This is a genomic window from Bacillus sp. FSL M8-0277 (genome assembly GCF_037975305.1).
Taxonomy (GTDB): Bacteria; Bacillota; Bacilli; order Bacillales; family Bacillaceae; genus Bacillus; species Bacillus pumilus.
Genome location: NZ_CP150255.1, coordinates 3,529,781 through 3,549,949, shown reverse-complemented (window position 1 = coordinate 3,549,949; position 20,169 = coordinate 3,529,781). Strand labels below are relative to the sequence as shown.

The following is a 20,169-nucleotide window of genomic DNA, read 5'->3' as shown; positions in this document are numbered from 1 at the left end:
AAATATTCACAGGGTAAAAAACCCAATTGAGGAAAAAGGGGATGTTCCTGTGAGAGCATTATATGGAAAAATCACTGCAGCTTTATTATCCATTCTACTCGTCACAACAGGTTTATTTTCACCAGTATTAAAAGCAGAAGAAGCACCGAAATCAGATGGGAAATTGTCACCACTGACGGAAAAAGCCATTCAGCAAGTGCAAGACTCGTTTTTGAAACAGGATGAAGGAACCGCTATCCAAAAGAAGCAGCTAAAAAAATCTTTTAAAGTAGATAAGAAAAATGGAATCAGTATCAAACGAAAAGCCGCTAAAGATGGTAAGATGCGTACATCTTCCGTTCGCTCCATTGATGGACTAGCCATCAACCAATCGGTTGTCTTATCAGAGGATGACCCAGTCGATTTATGGTTGTTAAGTACGACTTCACCTCAGGCACTCATCAGCCGAATTACCTCTTCAAATCCCGATTATTTCGTACAATTATTTGTTGTTGATTATGAAACTGGACAAGCTTATCCGACGGACTTGATTCAGCCAGCAGGCAGTCTCCTTGGTTTGACCAATTTACCAGCAGGTGACTACGCATTCGGTATCACAAGCGGTGGAAATTTCGGAGACTCTTACACGTTACAAGTGAATGCAAAAAATCCACCCAATTTCACTGGGGCTGTTTCCCTCTCCTCAACCTTGCAATACTTTGTAGCTGAGTATGCGAATGGGGATGTTTTCGCTAATGGTACAAAAGTGTATAACAAACAATCTAAGACCGCCGATTATAAATGGGAGCGTGTATTTTATTTTTCATATGACGGAAAATATGATCAGAGAACCCATTCTGTTGAAAGTGTGAAAGTGAAAAGTATTTCGGCACCAGTATCGTACTCTGCTCCTTATGCGAGTTCATCTGAGGCCATTCTCGTCTACTTAGATGTGGAGACGTTATTTATGTATCATGAATCATCGTTTGCTAGTGGGCAATACTACCATAGTAGCTTTGTTGATACACTTGGAAAGACAACGCCAAGGCGTTTAGATATTGATGATATGACAAATTACGGCGATCATATTTTAGCTGTTGATTTGAAAACGGGAAAACCAATTGATTTCTTCAGTGTCCTTAATTTTTACTATGCTGCAGGGATCGAAAAGCTGCCTACGATCAGAACGTTGAATTAAGAAAGGCGGTTGACAGCAAATCTCTACATGTGTAGAGTAAAGATAATTAAATGACAAAAGTCCACTAGGGGAGTCATGTATGACTGAGACAAGAGAAAATCTTGGACCCTTTGAACCTGATCTAGTTTGTACTAGCGGAGGGAAGTGGAGCTGGACCTCGTCTTATTCATGATTGAATCGATAAGAAGGCCGCTCCATTTGGGGTGGCTTTTTCATTTATTCAACTGAAGAAGAGGAGGCTTTTTTATGACGTTTTCAGCGCAATTAAGAGAAGAAACAGAACCATTATTTGAAGCCATTTATCAGCATCCGTTTGTCAGAGGGCTGGCAGCAGGAAAGCTGGAAAAGGAACAGATCATTCATTACGTCAAACAAGATGCAGAATATTTACATGCTTTTATTAAAATTTATGCAGCGGCTCTTAGCAGATGTACAGACAAAGGAGATATTGCCTTTTTCCATCAGCAGATTGCGTTTGTACTAGATAGTGAGACACACCCTCATCAAAATCTTTGCCGAGTGGCAGGTGTATCATATGATGAGCTCCAAGGTGCCCCGCTTGCTCCGAGTGCTCATCACTATATTCATCATATGCTGCAAGTTGCCAAGGAAGGCACGCTTGGAGAAATCATCGCTGTCCTGCTTCCATGCCCTTGGACATATTGGGAAATCGGGAAACGAATGCTCGCAGATGTGCAGCCTGACCCATCACATCCTTTTTATGAGTGGATCACATTTTATGGAGGGTTAACCGACTCTATTACAGTAGAGCTTTGCAAGCGGCTCGATCAGCTGGCGGAAGCAGCAAGTGAAAAGGAAAAGGAAAAAATGAAACAGCACTTTATCCTAAGCTGTCAGCTTGAGTACAAGTTTTGGGATATGGCGTTTACGGTGGAAGATTGGCCATTTCCATTGGAGGTGCATTCATCATGACATGGAAGATGAAAGAAGTTGTCCTTGCTGTCATTTTATCCGTTGCATGTGGTGTCATCTATTTAGGGTGGTCCACACTTTACTTACCCATTACAGCACTTGTTGGCCCAGCAGGAGGCAACATCATGTTTGGCATTTGGGTAATTGCCAGTCCAATCGTAGCGTATATCATCCAAAAGCCGGGAGCTGCCCTGATTGCAGAAACAGCCGCTGCCGCAGTGGAATTACTAACAGGCAGCCACTTCGGTCTTGCAGCCCTGCTGATTGGTGTATGCCAAGGGCTTGGGGCAGAAATTGCTTTTGCTCTTTTTGGTTATAAACGATATCGCATGTGGACACTGATGCTGTCAGGTGCCTTTGCAGCTGTTGGAGCAATGGCTTACAGCCTCGTTGCGAATGGCTTTGGTTATTACACGCCTCAAGTTTTACTCATCACACTGATGACTCAAATCATCAGCGGAATGATACTGGGCGGATGTTTAGCAAAAGTAGTGGTGGACGCATTATTTAAAACCGGTGTATTGAATCAATATGCCATCATGAAAGAAAAACGAAACAAAGGTGAACAGCATGGATTCATTTCTCGCGTGCAATAATCTCACTGTCCGTTTTTATGAACAGCCTCAGCCCGTGTTGCATCAAATCTCTCTTTCCATTCAAAAAGGAGAAAAGGTGCTTATTTTAGGGCCAAGCGGCAGCGGTAAATCCACGCTCATCTCCGTTCTGGCTGGCATCATTCCAGAACATTTAGAAGCGGACATGCAGGGCGAAGTGATATTGCAAAGACATACAGGCGTCATGTTTCAGGACCCTGATTCCCAGTTTTGTATGCATCGCGTCAATGAAGAAATTGCCTTTAGCTTAGAGAACCGTTCTGTCCCTCGTGACGAGATGGATGGCATCATTCAGCAGCTCATGCAAAAAGTCCAACTTGATGTCGATCCGAATACAGACATCCACACATTATCTGGCGGCATGAAGCAGCGATTGGCGCTTGCTTGTTTACTAGCGTTAGAGCCAGATGTGCTGTTCTTTGATGAACCGACCGCACAGCTTGATCCAGCAGGAAGAATGGAGATATTTCAGCTTCTACAGCAGCTTGCAGCTGATCAGCGACAAACCATGATTTTTGTAGAGCATGTGCTAGATGGTGTCATTGAATGGATGGACCGGGTGATTTTATTAGACGATCAAGGCAGCATCTTAGCAGATGGGTCTCCAAAAGATGTATTGACGACATATGAAAAAGAAATGAAAGAGGCAGGAATTTGGAGGCCGAAATTATTTCCCGAGAAATGGTCTACGATCCTTCAAGATCCATTTCATCCAATGAGTCACAAGCTTATGCAAACCTTTGAAGCAAGAAAGAAGCAGAATGAAAAAGTGCCGTCGACTAAGCGGGAGACTATCATTCGTTCAGAAGATCTTCAATTAAGCTACGGGAAAAAGAGAATTATGAGTGATCTTCAGCTTGATATCAAAGCAGGGGATTGGGTGGCGATCATTGGGGAAAATGGAAGCGGAAAAAGCACATGTCTTAAACATTTGGTTCGTTTAGAGCCAACGAAAAAAGGCCACATTTTTTTAAAAGAGACACTCCTTAAAAAGTGGTCAGACCGAGAACTATATGAAAAGGCAGGCTTTGTGTTTCAAAATCCGGAGCTTCAATTCATACAAGATACAGTGTTCGATGAAATTGCATTTGGTGGAAGGCAGCGTAATTGGCAAGAATCCGTTGTGCAAGAAAAAACAGTTCAGCTATTGAAAGAGTTCGGTTTAGAAAAGCATGCAAAAGCTCATCCTTTCACTTTAAGCCTAGGTCAAAAAAGAAGATTGAGTGTGGCTACAATGCTCCTTTTTGATCAGGATGTCCTATTGTTAGACGAGCCGACTTTCGGGCAGGATGAAAGAACAGCGAAGGAATTAATCAGGCGCTTGAAAGATCGTCAACGCCAAGGCACCACCATTTTAATGGTCACACATGATATGGACCTTGTCGATGAGTGTGCCAATCAAGTGCTTCTTTTTCATCAAGGAAAGCATGTGTATGATGGCACGCCTTATGATTTGTTTTCAAATCAGGAACTTGTCAATGCTTATCAGCTGAGAGCCCCGCTGCATTATCGCTATGTGGCTGAAAGAAAGGACGTGCTGACGATTGCAAAGTAATCATTCCTTTCTTTCCACTGTGAATCCAGTCATCAAATTACTCGCTCATCTACTTGCGATGTGTTGTCTCATGGCGATATCTGATCCTAAAACAACCTTCATCATCTGGCTGTTTGCACTTTGTGTTGGACTTGTCTTAGGCGGATGGAATTTGAAGTATCTTTTCACAAGACTTGTCCCTTATCTGCTCTTTTTTATTCTCGTGTTCTGGATGATGGCGGCCTTTGGCAAGGGGGATCATACTGTTTGGAAATGGGCATGGTTTCATATGACAGAGGAGAGTTTAAGAAATGGACTCACCATCGCTCTCAGAATGCTTGGCTTTGTGACATTTGGTCTCCTGTTTACGTCCACAACAGATTTGACAGCATTTATGATGAGCCTCATTCATCAGTGCAAAATGTCGCCAAAATGGGCGTATGGAATGCTTGCTGGCTTCCGGTTTATTCCGTTATTTCAAAGTGAATTAAAGCAAATGAAGGCGGCACATAAAATCAGAGGCTATAAGCAAAAAAACAGCTGGAAAGCCTTTATGCGTTATGCACTTCCACTTTTTACACAGGGCGTACGAAAATCAGAACGTTTGGCCATTGCGATGGAAGCAAGAGGCTTCACGGGTGAGAGGGAGCGGACGTATTATCATGTCATCAGCACTTCATGGATCGACTATATGTATCTTTTGCTCATCGTTATCAGTGTCTTGATATGCATGTCTTTTTCTTAAAAACCCCCCACATTCTCTTGATAGAATGTGGGCTTTTTATATGTCTTAGGTCATTTGGTTGATATTAGTACACATTACAGGCTGTAATAGATCTTATAACGAACCGATAAAGAGAATGTACTGAGAAAAAGAGAGGATGAACGTGAGCGAATGTCACAGAAAATTGATAACATAATAGACGCTTTACCAATCATTGGACTAGCTATGAGAGAGCAACTAACCTTTTCTGTTTTAGGGAAAGAGAAGGTTCTTTATTATCAGCAACACGGAAACATTGACCTAGGGTTTAAAGCTGGAGATATCGTAGCTCCAGGATTCGAAAACTTTTCTATGTTGAAAAATGGGAGAGAGCCATCGTTTATCCAAATTCCGAAAGAAGTATACGGGATTCCAATGGATATTGTAGCCGTTCCAATTAAAGATGAAGCGGGTCAAGTAGTCGCTGCTTTCTGCGTTGCCTATGATCAGACCAATCAACAACGATTAGATGACATCATGACAGAGAGCAACCAAGCTTCCGAAAAACTAGTCGCAATGGTACAGCAAGTTGCTGCACATTCAGAGGAACTACAAGCGACAAGTGAACAAATTCTACAAAACACGAAAACCACTGTAGAAAATTCCTCTAAAATCAATCAAGTGTCCAATCTTATCAAAGGTATCTCTGATCAAACGAACTTACTTGGACTCAACGCATCAATTGAGGCTGCAAGAGTAGGTGAAGCAGGAGCAGGATTCGGAGTGGTCGCAACGGAAGTGAGAAAGCTGTCAACTCACGCCAAACAAGCGACGACTGATATTGAAACAGCGCTAAAAGATGTACAGGGGTCGATTAAAGGAATGGAAGAAGAAATAGCACAAATTGTCGCTTCTTCTGAGCATCAAGCAGAGCTTGTAGGCACGTTCACAAAAATTATTGAAGGTCTTCATGAAACAAATGAAACGATGAAATCACTCGCAGAAGACTTAGTGAATTATCAAGTGAAATAAAAAATAGATCGACCACAACCTCCAGATCAATCGGAGGTTTTTTTCGTTTTAAGGTAAGGAACTTGTTAGGATATTGACCGATTGATCGCTGACAGGCAGTGTACACTTCTGTATGATAGAAAAAGAGATACTACCCTGGTCAGTAGACCTATTCATAAGGAGGAAGACCATCGTGACACAATCAGCGAAGCTACAAGAAATCATAGCACCTTACCGTAAAATGTTAGATCAAACGGAACAGCCAACGATTCAACTAAAGATGAAACAAGGAAAAACAGGACCATACGACAGCAAAATTGCAGGTGATCCTTACTTCCCTAAAAACGATGAATATCCAGTTGATGGTGAAGGACACCCTATGAAGCTTTTGGCACAAATTAATTTTGGCCAGCTGCCGAAGCTGAAGGATTATCCAGAAACAGGACTTCTGCAAATTTTTATTTCTGTGCATGATGATCTTTATGGGATGAATATTGACCAAAAAACAGAGCAAAAAGATTTTCGGATCAAATTTATTGAGGAACCTTTCTTGGCAGAAGAAGAGTTGTTGACTGATTTTTCTTTTGTGAAAATTCCTGATGATTTTTATTTTCCTGTAACGAAGGAAGGCGCCATTACAGGTGAACGATCAAGTGAAACGATTAGTGTAGAAGATTTCCGCTTTGAGAAAATCACAGGTAAGCGAAGCTGGGACCTATTCGAAGATATAGAAGGTATTGATGGAGATGAAGCAGATGCCTTGTTAGATGAATTTTATGAGACAGAGAGTGGCTTTGGTCACAAATTGGGTGGATATCCAGGCTTTACACAAGAGGACCCGCGTACCTACGAAGACCAGGAACATACCGTTCTGTTATTACAAATCGACTCAGATGATGAAGTGGACATGTTGTGGGGAGATTGCGGAATCGCCAACTTTTTTATCAAACCAGAAGACCTCAAACGAAAAAATTTCGAGAATGTCGTCTATAATTGGGATTGCTCCTAATTTTGTAAAAAACACTCTTTATAGAGTGTTTTTGTGTATGTTTTTAGACTTTTTTGCCCCTATTTCGTCATTTTTGAGAGGTAATATGTCATTCTTTCTAGTTGACCGTATCAAAAAAAAATGTAAAATCATCTTAAAGTCCTCTTTTTTGAAAATAATAATAACATGACATATCAATCAACAATGAGATGCTCGAAAAAGCGGAATGTACTGGGGGGTATCAATTGATCATTTCGAAAGTAATCAATAATAATGTGGTCAGTGCGTATGATGACGAGCAGCATGAACTGGTCATTATGGGCAGAGGGATCGCTTTTCAAAAGAAAAGTGGAGACCCGATTGACGAAGAACGTATTGAGAAAGTATTTTCCATTCAAAATAAAGATATATCAGAAAAATTCAAAACCCTGCTTTATGATATTCCAATCGAGTATATGCAAGTGTGTGAGGCGATTATTGATCATGCGAGAACAACCCTTAATAAAAATTTGAATGACAGCATCTATGTGACACTGACAGATCATATCACCTTTGCTATTGAACGTCATCAAAAAGGAATGGACATCAAAAATGCCCTGCTCTGGGAAATTAAGCGGTTGTATAAAGATGAGTTTATGTGTGGTGTAGAAGCGATTCGGATTATTCAGGACAAGCTCAACATTCATCTTCCTGAGGATGAAGCCGGTTTTATTGCGATGCACATTGTCAATGCAGAGCTCAATGAAGAAATGCCGAACGTGATTCAAATTACCAAACTCATTCAAGATATTTTAAATATCGTCAAGTATCACTTTCAAATTGATTTAGACGAGGAATCATTAAACTATTTCCGTTTTGTCACGCATTTGAAGTTTTTTGGACAGCGTCTGTTTAACGAAACACAAATGGAAAATCAAAATGAATTCCTGTATGAGGTCGTAAAAGAGAAAAACACTGCAGCTTTCCAATGTGCTGAGAAAATTAACGATTATGTTCAAAAAGAACACAACCGAAGTCTCATAGAAGATGAGATGCTATATTTAACTTTGCATATCGACAGAGTGATAAAAAGAAAATAAATTTAAAAAGAAAGCGTTGACATCATAAAATTAACATGATACTTTATAACTATAAACAACATAACCCACAATCTTTTAGGATTGTTACTGGTCAAGCAGGCAAAACCTAAATCATTGTCCCTATCTTTGATAAGGCATGATTTAGGTTTTTTTATATCCAAAGACTTATAAAAATTAAATAACGATCAATCGCTATGAAGGATTGTTACTGGTTAAGCAGGCAAAACCTAAATATCGATTAATGTCTGAATCGCTATTTTTCGGACATTAATGGATGTTTAGGTTTTTTCTATATCATGATTTAATCAACGATTGGAGGGTAATACAATGAACCACAAACAAACAGCAAAAGAAGTTCTAGAGCTTGTCGGCGGTGAAAAGAATGTTAAGCAAGTCACGCATTGTATGACAAGACTTCGCTTCAACTTATACGATGAAGGCAAAGCGGATAAGGAGAAGCTGCAATCAACAGACGGGGTCATGGGTGTGAATCAAAGCGGAGGTCAATATCATGTTATTATTGGCAATGATGTTTCAAATGTCTATCAAGCGATGATTGCTGACTCAGGCCTGTCAACAGATGTAAAATCAGGCGGTACAGAAGAAGCGTCAAAACAAAATGTGATATCTAAGCTTTTCGATTTTATCTCTGGTGTCTTCACACCGATTCTTCCAGCCATTGCTGGTGCCGGTATGATCAAAGGGATCTTGGCACTCATGCTTACGTTCCAGTGGATATCGGATAAAAGCAGCACATATGCAATTTTAACAGCTATCGGCGACGGAGCCTTTTACTTCTTACCGATTCTGCTTGCTGTAAGCGTAGCCAAAAAAATTGGCACAAATCAGTATATCGCCGCTGCCATTGCAGCCGCCGCACTGCACCCGCAGTTAACGGCTTTACTAGGCGCAGGAAATACAGAATTTCTAGGGCTACCAGTGGTTGCCGTTGTGTACTCTTCATCGGTCATTCCGATTCTACTCACCATCTGGCTCGGCTCATATGTTGAAAGATTCGCGGAAAAATATAGCCCAAAATCATTGAAGATCATCCTTGTTCCAACGGTCACACTTCTTGTCGTAGTACCAATTATGCTTATCGCAGTAGGACCGCTTGGTGGGATTATCGGAAATGGCCTTTCAGGTGGAATTGATTTATTGTTCAAACATGCAGGTATTTTGGCCGGACTCTTGATCGGCGGCTTCATGTCACCATTGATCATTACGGGCATGCACTATGCACTACTTCCAATTATGATCAACAACATTACGTTAAACGGTTTTGACTTCATTCTTCCAATGATGTTTGTAGCAAATATGGCACAAGCAGGCGCAGCATTCGGTGTCTTCTTAAGATCAAAAAACAAAACATTCAAATCATTGGCGATGTCTACAAGTATCACTGCATTAATGGGTATTACTGAACCTGCTATGTATGGTGTGAACATGCGATTGAAAAAACCGTTCCTTGCAGCCCTCATTGGTGCAGCAGCAGGCGGCGTGTTCATGTCAATCTTTAAAGTAAAATCATATGTGATATCTGGATCAGCAGGTCTCCCGGGTCTCCCGACATTCATTGGCCCAACATTTGTCTACTCTATCATCGGCTTAGTAATCGCCTTTGTCGCAGCAACGATCATGACACTTGTTCTAGGATTCAAAGATGTACCAGTGAAAGATGATACAAAAGCAGACAAACCAGAAGAAAAGAAAGACACAGCAGCACTTCAAAATGAAGTGGTACAAAGCCCGCTTGAAGGCCAATTAAAGCCGCTAAATCAAGTAAATGATGCAACATTCTCTAATGAAATCATGGGTAAAGGTACAGCTATTGTCCCAGCAGTTGGACGTGTAGTAGCACCATTCAACGGCAAGGTTGAAACCATTTTTCAAACGAAACATGCCATTGGCTTAAAGAGTGACCAAGGCACTGAGCTTCTCATTCATGTTGGAATTGATACGGTGAAGCTCGGCGGAAAACATTTCACAAGTCATGTAGAGTCAGGCGATCTTGTTCAAGCAGGAGATGTGCTCGTTGAATTTGATATCGAGGGCATTCAGCAAGAAGGCTATGATGTCACCACACCAATTATTGTGACCAACACAAACGATTTTGCACAAGTTGATGCGAAAACAGAAGGCACGATTTCAGTACAAGAGACACTGCTCACAGTCAGTGTAGAAGAAAATGAGGAGGGCATTCAACATGAACAAGTTAGAAAAAACATTTCCTAAAGGTTTCTTATGGGGCGGCGCTGTTGCGGGCAACCAAATTGAAGGTGCTTATAATAAAGATGGAAAAGGCTTATCGACAGCTGATGTATCACCGCACGGTATTATGCATCCATTCGATGAATCAATGAAAGACTTGAACTTATATCATGATGCGATTGACTTCTACCATCGCTATAAAGAAGATATTGCACTCTTTGCAGAAATGGGATTCAAATGCTTCAGACTATCCATTTCTTGGCCACGTATTTTCCCAAATGGCGACGATGCTGAACCAAATGAAGCAGGCCTTGCTTTTTATGACAGAGTATTTGATGAACTGCATAAGCATGGAATTGAACCAGTTGTCACGATTTCTCATTATGAAATGCCGCTTGCACTTGTGAAAAACTACGGCGGTTGGAGAAACCGTAAGCTTGTCGATCTTTATGAAACATACGCGAAAACGTTGTTTACTCGCTATAAAGACAAAGTGAAATATTGGATGACCTTTAATGAAATCAACGTCGTGTTACATGCGCCTTTCACTGGTGGCGGACTTGTATTTGAAGAGGGCGAAGACGAGAAAAGCATTCAATATCAAGCAGCGCATCACCAATTTGTTGCAAGTGCTTTAGCTGTCAAAGCAGGACACGAAATCATTCCTGATGCGAAAATCGGCTGTATGATCGCAGCGATGACAACTTATCCGTACAGCTCAAGACCAGAAGATATGTTTGCAGCGATTGATCAAGATCGTAAAACATTGTTCTTCTCAGATGTACAGGCAAGAGGCTACTACCCAGGTTACATGAAACGATACTTCCGCGAAAATGGAATTCATATTGAGATCCAAGATGGTGATGAAGACATCCTAAGAAACCATACAGTGGACTATATTGGCTTCAGCTATTACATGAGCTTTGTGACAAGTACAGATCCAGAGATTCTTGGACAAGTGACTGGTGGTAACCTATTTGAAGGCGTGAAAAACCCTTATCTAGAAGCAAGTGATTGGGGCTGGCAAATTGATCCAAAAGGACTTCGTACAACACTAAACCAACTATATGACCGCTACCAAAAACCATTGTTTATCGTAGAAAATGGATTGGGAGCTGTCGATCAAGTAGAAGAAGACGGTTCCATTCAAGACGATTACCGAATTGATTACCTCAGAAGCCATTTGCTAGAGGCGAGAGAAGCCATTGCAGACGGAGTAGACTTGATGGGTTATACAAGCTGGGGCCCAATTGACCTTGTCAGCGCATCAACAGCTGAAATGAAAAAACGCTACGGCTTCATTTATGTCGACCGTGATAACGAAGGAAAAGGTACATTAGATAGAAAGAAAAAGAAAAGCTTCGATTGGTATAAACAAGTGATTGCGACAAATGGTAATCATTTAGATGCATAAAAGAAAAAAGACAAACCGTTCATACTGCGGTTTGTCTTTTTTTCGTCAAGGGGACTATGAAGTCCACACTTGATCTGCAATCTCAATCACATGACGAAGCTTTTCCCATTGCTGCTCTTCTGTTAACAAATTGCCTTCCTCCGTTGAGGCGAACCCGCATTGCGGACTCAAGCAAATCTGGTTAATGTCAACGTATTGAGCTGCTTCCTTGATTCGTTTTTTAATCTGTTCAGCAGGCTCAAGCTCACCATATTTTGAAGTGACAAGCCCTAGTACGATTTGGAGGTTTGGGTTCTTCACATAGCGAAGGGGTTCAAAACCGCCAGAACGATCGTCGTCGAATTCTAAAAAGAGACCATCCAGATCTAAGCCGTCAAAAATCGTTTCTGCCGCTGCTTCATAACCGCCTTCAGCTGCCCACGTCGATTTAAAGTTACCACGGCAAATGTGCATAGTGATCACCAAATCCTCTGGACGATCGGCAACTGCTTCATTGATTGTTTTCGCAAATGACTCACGCAGTTCATCTTCTTCTCGGCCAAAGGCTTTGATTTGTTCATGCCCTTTTTCAGAAAAGAACACGGCCCATGCTGTATCATCCAGCTGCAAGTAGCGGCAGCCTGCATTATAAAAAGCACGGATGGCTTTCTTATACGCCTGTGCCACATCATGGTGGAATGCCTCTAGGCTGTCGTATACTCCTTCTTCAAGCTTTCCACGGAAAAAGAGCATATTCGGACTTGGAATCGTCATTTTAGCCGTATGATCCCCAGCGATGCTGTGAAGGAATCGATAATCCTCCAGCATTGGATGATCTGTAAAATCAATCTTGCCCGTTACCTTGATGCCCCGTGCTTTTGTCGTCGTATTGTGGAATTGAATACCTTGATCTGCTTCAAATCCTTCGACCCCATCGAGCCCCTCAAGAAAGTCAAAATGCCACCAAGCACGTCTGAATTCGCCATCTGTGACAACCTCTAATCCAATTTCCTTTTGCTTCTCAACAATACGAGTGATTTCTTCATTTTCAATTTGTCGGAGCTGCTCTGCTGTCAGTGTGCCGTCTGCTTTTTGCTTGCGTGCTTCCTTGATACGTTCTGAACGAAGTAAACTGCCTACTTGATCTGCGCGAAATGGCGGTTTCGTTGTTTTCTTTCCAATGGTTTGTACTTGTGTCATGCTGAATCCCTTCTTTCTACAGGTTAAAAATCAAATAAAAAAGCTCTTCCTTGGATAAGGAAGAGCATCATATACTGAGAGAACTCTGCCTTATCTTCAAACAAGCATCTGCTTGCTTAAGGAATTAGCACCATTCTGTTCCGAGGAACAGCGGTTGCCGGGTTTCACAGGGCCAGTCCCTCCACCACTCTTAATAAGGTTACCTTTTGATTCAATTTTCTTAATAAACATAATTATTCAACTTTTTTGAGAGAAAGTCAATGGTTTTTTATTGATTATTTTGTCAAATAAACTTATATTTAATTATATGGAAAAATTTATAAAGGAGGATACCCATGATTCTAGGAGTATTTTTAAATGGATATAAATCATATCCAAAGTCTGTATTTATTCCTATCACAAGTGATTTAAAGGAAAAATATTCTGTTTATATAGGTACTAATGGTATAGGTAAAAGTGGGATTTTAGAAGCAATAGATGTTTTTTTTAATAATAGAGAATGGAATGCTAATAGAGGTTCAAAAAAAGAAGAATGTTATATAACTCCCATTTTTATGATAGAGAAAGAAATTTTAAGAGAATTTGTTTTAAATAAAAACCGTTTTAATAAAATTGAAATTAAAGAGAATGAACTATTATTAAATGATATTGAAGTTATAAGTGATCAGTTTTGGAATGGTATACAAAATTCTCTGGTTGGTGCGACAAGAAGAGAATATGCAAAGATATTCTTTAGTCATTTGGAGCAATTAATAAGTAATTATTCTGAGGAAAAGTATTATATTCTGCCAGCTGGCATTAAATATAATGGCAAATCAACTTTAACTCCTTTTGATAGTCATTATAGGAAATTATTGGGTGAGGATAAATTTGAAAAAAAGATAGACAAATTGAGGAAAATATTAAAAGAATATTATGCATACATATATATACCTGTAGAGCAAAATGTTGATGAAACATTAAAGTTAGAAGATAGGCAAATGCAAACTTTAATGAATAAAGACATTTTATATGAGATAGATAATGTATTAAATTCTAAATATGAAATAGAGGGTAAGAATAGGAGTTTTCTGAATTTCACAAATGATTATCTTAATGAATTTATTAAGGGTATCAATAGTTCAATAAAACAAATAGACGAAAATTATAACTATAGTGCTGAAGCTTTTAGTAAAAAAAATCTAACCGTTACAGATATTAGAGATAAAATAATAGAAGCATATTTTTCTAAAAGACCATTAAGATTTAAGAACAGAGAAGTAAATCAATTAAGTTCTGGTGAAAAAAGAAAAGCTTTAATTGATATTGCTTATGCCTTTTTATCTAATTCAAAAGAAATGGATAGGGAAGTAATTTTAGCTATCGATGAACCTGAAGTTTCAATGAATATTGCAAACTGCTTTCCTCAATTTATGAGACTTCAAGAATTAGCAAGTAATTTTAAAAGGCAGGTTTTAATTACTACACATTGGTATGGATCTTTACCAATAACAGATCATGGTTATTTATATCATTTGAGAAAAGAAGAGCAAGATGTTGATATAAAAATATCTGACTTTAATTTTTTTGATTATTTAGATGAACAACGGCGCTTTCCTGATGACATTGAATTGAAAAGCATGTTTGATTTAGCTTCGAGCATTATAAGCTTTTCAAAAAGTGTTGAAAATATTAATTGGATAATTTGTGAAGGTAGTACAGATAGGCTATATTTAGAGAATTTGCTTGATGGTTTAGAGAATTTCCGTGTTTTACCTGTTGGTGGTTGTGGCAATGTAATAAAATTATATGGATTATTAAGTTATCCGCTTTCAGACAAATTAACAGCAGATCAATTTAGTGGTAAGATTCTTTGCTTAATCGATACTGATAGTAATAAAGTGAACGTAACTAAAGCTCCTGAGAGCAAAGGTAAAGTTGATATAAGAAGGATTCAAACATTAACTAGTAATAATATAGAAGCTGTTAAATTTTTAGAGCCTTGGAGACAGGGGCAATTTTATGAACGTACAGTCATCGAGGATTGTTTGGATCCCCAAAATTATTATAAAGCAGTTCAAAGTGTAATTGAAGAAGAAGGTGATGAGTATTTGAGAACTCTATTTCAACAATATGAGTTTAATACTCAAACTTCTTTTTCTAAAATAATTGGTGACAAATCAATTCTCATCCCTAAAGGTAATGATGGTTTTATTAATAAAGAACATATAGTTGAATTTATTAACAATAAAAATATAAAAATGAAAATAGCTAAAAATTATATCGACTGTACAGATAGTAACAAAAATACAAATGAACTTTTAAAAGACGAAGTGTTTAATTACTTTGGTGTTACTAATCCAAAGTACGAACTCTCAAGAACATAAAGAGACGTGATTTTTAAATAAGAGCACCTTCAAAGAAGGTGCTAATTTAATATTTCTACATGAACAAATCAGCGACGAGAACACCCGCTAGTCCGACAAGTGAAAGAACGGTCACCATCAATGTCCACGTTTTAAAGGTTTGGGCCATGGACAGGTTAAAGTATTCTTTGTAAATCCAGAAACCCGCATCATTCACGTGAGAGAACGTAATACTGCCAGCACCTGTTGCGATCACCATTAATTCTGGGCTCACACCTGTCAATCCAATCAAAGGAGCAGAAATGCCAGCCGCTGTGAGACCGGCGACGGTGGCTGATCCTAAAGATACACGAAGGACCGCAGCAATCAGCCAGGTGAGAAGCAGGGGAGAAAGCGTGCTTCCTTGCATGATTCCTGCAATGTATTGATCAACCCCGCTATCAATGAGCACCTGTTTAAAGGCGCCGCCACCTGCAATAATTAATAAAATCATGGCAATAGAACCGATAGAATCTGTGATCGACTTCATCACATCCTGCATGCTCTTGCCTCTGCCAAGTCCAAACGTGTAGATAGCAAGAAGCACGGAGATTAACAGTGCAATCGCCGGTTCACCTAAAAACTCAGCGGTTGGCAGTAATGGGGAGGACGGGAAGAAAATTTCTAAAACTGCTCTGAATGTCATGAGCAATACAGGCAAAACAGCGGTGAAAATACTAATGCCGAAGCTTGGCATTTCTCCTTCTGTAAATTCCTTTGGATTAAATAAGTTCTTTGGAATATGTGCGTGCAACTGATCTTTTTTAAATAGTTTCGTAAAGAGAAGTCCGCCTATTAAAACAGCAGGAATCGCTAAAATAATCCCAACTAATAAGGTTTGTCCCATGTTTGCTTGAAATACATTTGCAATGGCAGTCGGCCCTGGGTGAGGAGGGAGGAAGCCATGTGTGGTGATGAGTGCAGCGACGAGCGGCATACCCACATAAAGCACAGGTAGTCTTGCAGCTTGTGCGATCGTAAAGACTAGTGGAATTAAGATAATGAATCCGGTTTCATAAAATAGAGCAATTCCGATCACAAATCCCGTCAGCATCGTTGCCCATTGAATTTTTCCAATACCGAATCGGTCAATGAGTGTCATCGCAATACGCTGAGCTCCGCCAGAATCAGCCATCAATTTACCAAGCATCGCCCCAAAACCGAGAACGAGTGCGAGGTGACCGAGCGTACTGCCGAGTCCTTTTTCGACGGAAGCAATCGCTTCAAGTGGTGACATTCCTTCTAAAACAGCAACAATTAAAGAAACAATAATCAAAGATATGAAAGCGTTTAACTTAAAGACAACCATGAGTAAAAGCAATAATAAAACGCCAAGTCCGATAAACACTAACGACATGATCTTTCCTCCTTTGTGGTGCATAAGGGGGCGCGAAAACACCCCCTATGCTTATCCTTCTAGTATGTCTACAGCTTCTTTTAACGTATCCCTTGAACCAACATTTCCCGGGAAAATCACATAAGACATGAAAGGGAATTTGCTATCTTCGCCTGTTTGCCAAACGGGAATGCCTGGTCTGATCTGCCCTGCCACAGTTGCGCGTTTCACGTGAAGTCCTCTAGTTCCAATATCGCTGGAGGTAATGCCACCTTTGGCAATGAGATACTTAGGGCGAATTGTGAGACGCTGGACAATGCTTGTCACAGCATCACTAATTTTTACAGAGAGCTTTAATTCTTCCTCCTGACGATCATCCCCAAGATCAAGCCGTTCTCTTCTTGTATAAACCGCCACAGATTGACCAGATGCTAATAATGCCTCGGTTTGCTGAATCACGCGGTCAATTTCTTGATGAAATAGGTCAGGCTCCAGCACGAGATGTGTATTAAACTCAATAAAAGCTACCTCTTTATTTTGTTGAAGCGCTTTTAATTGATCTGTTGTCTTCTTCACATGAGAACCAATCATAATAAGACCACCGTGCGGGCTTTGTTCTTGTATCAAGTCATGTCTTGTTAATAAGGCACGATCCCCTATACCGCCAAGAACTTTTGTAAGTGCCGCCGCACTTCTGAACATGAGTTGCTTTCCTGCTTGAATGGCCTTAATGAGAGCGGTGACAAAGACTTTGACATCGTCATAGTCCACAGCGTTTACAACCACCTTTTTAAAATCGGTCACACTCATGAGCTGTTTTTTTATTTGATCAATTCGTAAAGCCCGTAGATCATCTAATGAAATGTAGGTGGTGTTCTCTTTCGTGAACGAACCGTCTGACTTTTCTTCAATCCATTCTCCGAGATGAGATGACTGAAAGCCGAATGTGCGATCTCGTGCAAATTCTGTTTCACCAGCAGGAATTAATTCGTGTCCTTCTTGGACGTAATGAATATTGTTGATCGTCAAGCGTCCACCTTCTTGGAAAAAAGGAAGAAGGATTTCTCCATCGAATTGGGGTGAGCTTTGTTGTTCAATTGTGGTTTTGAGTACTTCCGTTTCCAGCGGAAAGTGTCCACGAAGAGTGGAATCTCCTCGGCTGACAATGATGAAATTCTGATCAACCCGTTCCGCTACCTTCACAATTGTGGAAGCGATTGTTTCGTGCACAGCAGTCGTTTCCTTCTCTGTCATACTGCGAGAATTGGTCAAAATAAAGAACATGCGGCTGTCTTCAAGAAAACCGGCTTCGATGCTTTCTTCTGACCAATCGGTGAAAACAGAGACGCCATGTACGGTTTGAATCCCTGTTGGATCATCATCTAATACAATGACTTTATGATGAAAGCTGTTCAGTGCTTGTTCGTATGCTGATTGAATGATCTTTGTATCCGCTTTCGGAATGGCATTCAGTATGTCAGTGCTTTTCTTCATGACCATCTCATCCCTTCTTCACTTCGACATGAGCCATTTTTTCGTAATATTGAACGATGCCGCCATGGTCAAGCCCAGATTTTCCGTCCGCTTTGAGGGCGTGGAAGATTTCAAGCAGCTGGCTAGAAAGCGGGAGAGGAACGCCGATATCATGAGCAGTTTCCATCACATTGGTTAAATCCTTTAAGTTGATGTCGATACGTCCGCCTGGTTCAAAGTTTCGTTCTAAGATGAGAGGGACCTTTGCATCGAGAACGGCACTTCCTGCCAGCCCGCCGCGAATGGCTTCATACATTTTGTCAATGGCAATGCCCGATTTAGCGGCAAGAACGAGCGCCTCGGACATAGCGGCAATATTTAAGTTGACGATGATTTGATTGGCGAGCTTCGCTGTTGTTCCGCTTCCATTTGTGCCAACTAATACGACCTCTGTGCCCATCGCAAGCAGGACATCCTTCACTTGCTCAAAGATGGTTTCTTCGCCGCCAGCCATGATGGCAAGTGTTCCGTCTATTGCCTTCGGTTCTCCGCCGCTGACAGGTGCGTCGATAAATTCCACCTGATGCTGTTTTGTAAGAGCAGCTAAAGCTCTAGAAGTAACAGGGGAAATTGAGCTCATATCTACGACAACAGTGCCAGGTTTAGCTGTAGTTAAAATGCCATGATCACCTGCAACAACTGCCTCTACATGCTCTCCTTTAGGAAGCATTGTGATGATGATATCGCTTTCAGAAGCGGCATCAGCTGCTGAAACAGCACCTTTTGCTCCGGCTTCTTGTAACGCTCGAATCGCTTCCTCATTTAGATCGAAAACAGTCACAGTATGACCGGCTTTTAATAGATTGAGTGCCATAGGCTTTCCCATAATACCTAATCCAATGAATCCAATTTTCTTTGTCACATTGAACGCCTCCTATATAGAAAACCCTTATAAAAAGCGCTTTCTTTTTCTTTTGTTAGTATATATACTATCTTTTTGTTTTAATAGTAGGAAATAAACTATTGTTCATTTAATGTACATGACGTGATAGGAACGTGTCAACGGAAAATATGAGAAAAGTCACAAAAAAAGACCGGAATCAGCTCCGGCCTTTTGCGTTCATGTTTTATTTTTAGCTACGGCTAATCGAGATTGTTTCACGTTTTCAATGGCATCTGATCCTAGTTCTAAAACAGCGGCGACGTATAGTACATCAATGATTACAAGCTGGTTAATACGGGAGATCATAGAGTCAGATCGATAGGTTGTCTCCCTGGAAGAACTGAGCAGATGAAAGTCAGATCGCTTTGCGAGCTCTGATTTCGGATAGCTGGTGATAGAGGCAACCTTTGCTCCCTTTTCTTTAGCAAATTGCACGGCATCAAGAATTTCTCTACTCTCTCCTGAATGGGAGATCGCAACGATAAAATCGTGTTCCGTGGCGTGAGTAGCAATCATGTTCATCATATGCGGATCACTGCATAGACTCACTTCAAAACCAAGCTGGAGGAACTTATGATAAGCATCTCCAGCAATAAAGCTGGATGCACCGGCTCCAAAGAATACGGTTTTATGTGCCTGCTTCATTTGTTCAATGAATTGTGTGACGGCTTGGTCTTCTAATATATGCTTCATATCTTGAATAGAGTTTGTTGTTAACTCTATGACCTTATGTTTAATGTCAGCTACACTATCGGATGCCTCGATCTCGCCGTATATGGATTGAGGCGTATTGGTCGCAATATCCTGTGCGACATGGACACGAAACACTTGGTACGATTCATAGCCAATTTTTCGTAGAAACCGAAAGATCGTCGTTTCACTAGTATTGCATTCAGCAGCGAGTGCACTAATGGAATGAAGCACAACTTTCTGAGGATTTTCTAAAATGTAATTGGCAATCTTTTTTTGGGTCGGAGACAAACTATGAAACGTCGTCCGAATGTGACTAAAAATATTCTCTTCTATGATAAACACCACACTTCATCTAGCATTCTACATTAAGCATACAGGAACTTATGAAAACGGTAAACAAACCCGAAGTGGGAAAAGAAAGAATAAAATGTAAATACTGCTTTTTTTGGTTCTTTTGTCATGGTATACTCAATTGGTAATAGACAAAAATGGGGGTT

The 20,169-nt window shown here is 40.4% G+C and carries 16 protein-coding genes and 2 riboswitches; of the genes, 11 read left to right on the top strand and 5 right to left on the bottom strand.

The annotated features are described in order from the left end of the window. Positions 1–49 precede the first annotated feature (49 nt). The 10 genes from MKZ05_RS18035 to MKZ05_RS17990 all read left to right on the top strand — a co-directional run bounded on the left by MKZ05_RS18035 (position 50) and on the right by MKZ05_RS17990 (position 11,664). On the top strand, positions 50–1,177 hold the full coding sequence (locus MKZ05_RS18035) for a hypothetical protein (RefSeq protein WP_284907519.1): 1,128 nt from the start codon (positions 50–52) through the stop codon (positions 1,175–1,177). A 56-nt stretch (positions 1,178–1,233) separates the two neighbouring features. Continuing rightward, positions 1,234–1,337: riboswitch (TPP riboswitch) on the top strand. Between the two features lie 86 nt (positions 1,338–1,423). Continuing rightward, positions 1,424–2,110, top strand: coding sequence for a thiaminase II (gene tenA / locus MKZ05_RS18030; protein ID WP_309216089.1), 687 nt, complete (start codon positions 1,424–1,426; stop codon positions 2,108–2,110). Continuing rightward, on the top strand, positions 2,107–2,706 hold the full coding sequence (locus MKZ05_RS18025) for an ECF transporter S component (RefSeq protein WP_339160763.1): 600 nt from the start codon (positions 2,107–2,109) through the stop codon (positions 2,704–2,706). The genes tenA and MKZ05_RS18025 overlap by 4 nt, the downstream gene beginning before the upstream one ends. Beyond that, positions 2,681–4,279, top strand: coding sequence for an energy-coupling factor transporter ATPase (locus MKZ05_RS18020; RefSeq protein ID WP_309216088.1), 1,599 nt, complete (start codon positions 2,681–2,683; stop codon positions 4,277–4,279). The genes MKZ05_RS18025 and MKZ05_RS18020 overlap by 26 nt, the downstream gene beginning before the upstream one ends. Beyond that, a complete protein-coding gene (locus MKZ05_RS18015) occupies positions 4,269–5,003 on the top strand; it encodes an energy-coupling factor transporter transmembrane component T (RefSeq protein WP_106035748.1) in 735 nt (244 codons plus the stop codon). The genes MKZ05_RS18020 and MKZ05_RS18015 overlap by 11 nt, the downstream gene beginning before the upstream one ends. Before the next feature lie 150 nt (positions 5,004–5,153). Then, entirely contained in the window at positions 5,154–5,993 is an 840-nt protein-coding gene (locus tag MKZ05_RS18010) for a methyl-accepting chemotaxis protein (RefSeq protein WP_106032041.1), read from the top strand. A gap of 172 nt (positions 5,994–6,165) precedes the next feature. After that, a complete protein-coding gene (locus MKZ05_RS18005) occupies positions 6,166–6,981 on the top strand; it encodes a YwqG family protein (protein ID WP_003215325.1) in 816 nt (271 codons plus the stop codon). Between the two features lie 224 nt (positions 6,982–7,205). Continuing rightward, positions 7,206–8,039, top strand: coding sequence for a PRD domain-containing protein (locus MKZ05_RS18000; RefSeq protein WP_058013317.1), 834 nt, complete (start codon positions 7,206–7,208; stop codon positions 8,037–8,039). A gap of 327 nt (positions 8,040–8,366) precedes the next feature. Next, on the top strand, positions 8,367–10,274 hold the full coding sequence (locus MKZ05_RS17995) for a beta-glucoside-specific PTS transporter subunit IIABC (protein WP_106029439.1): 1,908 nt from the start codon (positions 8,367–8,369) through the stop codon (positions 10,272–10,274). Beyond that, positions 10,246–11,664 (top strand): glycoside hydrolase family 1 protein, encoded by a 1,419-nt coding sequence (locus tag MKZ05_RS17990; RefSeq protein ID WP_106029440.1) that lies wholly within the window; start codon positions 10,246–10,248, stop codon positions 11,662–11,664. Before MKZ05_RS17995 ends, MKZ05_RS17990 begins: the two co-directional genes overlap by 29 nt. Before the next feature lie 54 nt (positions 11,665–11,718). On the opposite strand, the gene MKZ05_RS17985 is transcribed toward MKZ05_RS17990, so the two are convergent. Next, positions 11,719–12,843 carry a 5-methyltetrahydropteroyltriglutamate--homocysteine S-methyltransferase gene (locus MKZ05_RS17985; protein ID WP_321999994.1) on the bottom strand — a complete coding sequence of 375 codons (1,125 nt, stop codon included), beginning with the start codon at positions 12,841–12,843 and terminating at the stop codon, positions 11,719–11,721. Positions 12,844–12,930: 87 nt separating this feature from the next. Further along, positions 12,931–13,043, bottom strand: a riboswitch (SAM riboswitch). A 135-nt stretch (positions 13,044–13,178) separates the two neighbouring features. Here MKZ05_RS17985 and MKZ05_RS17980 point away from each other — a divergent pair. Continuing rightward, positions 13,179–15,209, top strand: a complete 2,031-nt coding sequence (locus MKZ05_RS17980) for an AAA family ATPase (RefSeq protein WP_339160755.1) — start codon at positions 13,179–13,181, stop codon at positions 15,207–15,209. Between the two features lie 55 nt (positions 15,210–15,264). Here MKZ05_RS17980 and MKZ05_RS17975 read toward each other — a convergent pair whose 3' ends face one another. The 4 genes from MKZ05_RS17975 to MKZ05_RS17960 all read right to left on the bottom strand — a co-directional run bounded on the left by MKZ05_RS17975 (position 15,265) and on the right by MKZ05_RS17960 (position 20,014). After that, a complete protein-coding gene (locus tag MKZ05_RS17975; protein WP_339160754.1) occupies positions 15,265–16,584 on the bottom strand; it encodes a gluconate:H+ symporter in 1,320 nt (439 codons plus the stop codon). 51 nt (positions 16,585–16,635) lie between these two features. Then, the gene (locus tag MKZ05_RS17970) at positions 16,636–18,057 is read right to left on the bottom strand and encodes a four-carbon acid sugar kinase family protein (protein WP_212045720.1); all 1,422 of its coding nucleotides are present in this window, start codon (positions 18,055–18,057) and stop codon (positions 16,636–16,638) included. Positions 18,058–18,064: 7 nt separating this feature from the next. Continuing rightward, positions 18,065–18,958, bottom strand: a complete 894-nt coding sequence (gene garR / locus MKZ05_RS17965) for a 2-hydroxy-3-oxopropionate reductase (RefSeq protein WP_003215219.1) — start codon at positions 18,956–18,958, stop codon at positions 18,065–18,067. 198 nt (positions 18,959–19,156) lie between these two features. Continuing rightward, positions 19,157–20,014, bottom strand: a complete 858-nt coding sequence (locus tag MKZ05_RS17960) for a MurR/RpiR family transcriptional regulator (protein ID WP_181462008.1) — start codon at positions 20,012–20,014, stop codon at positions 19,157–19,159. Between the last annotated feature and the right edge of the window lie 155 nt (positions 20,015–20,169).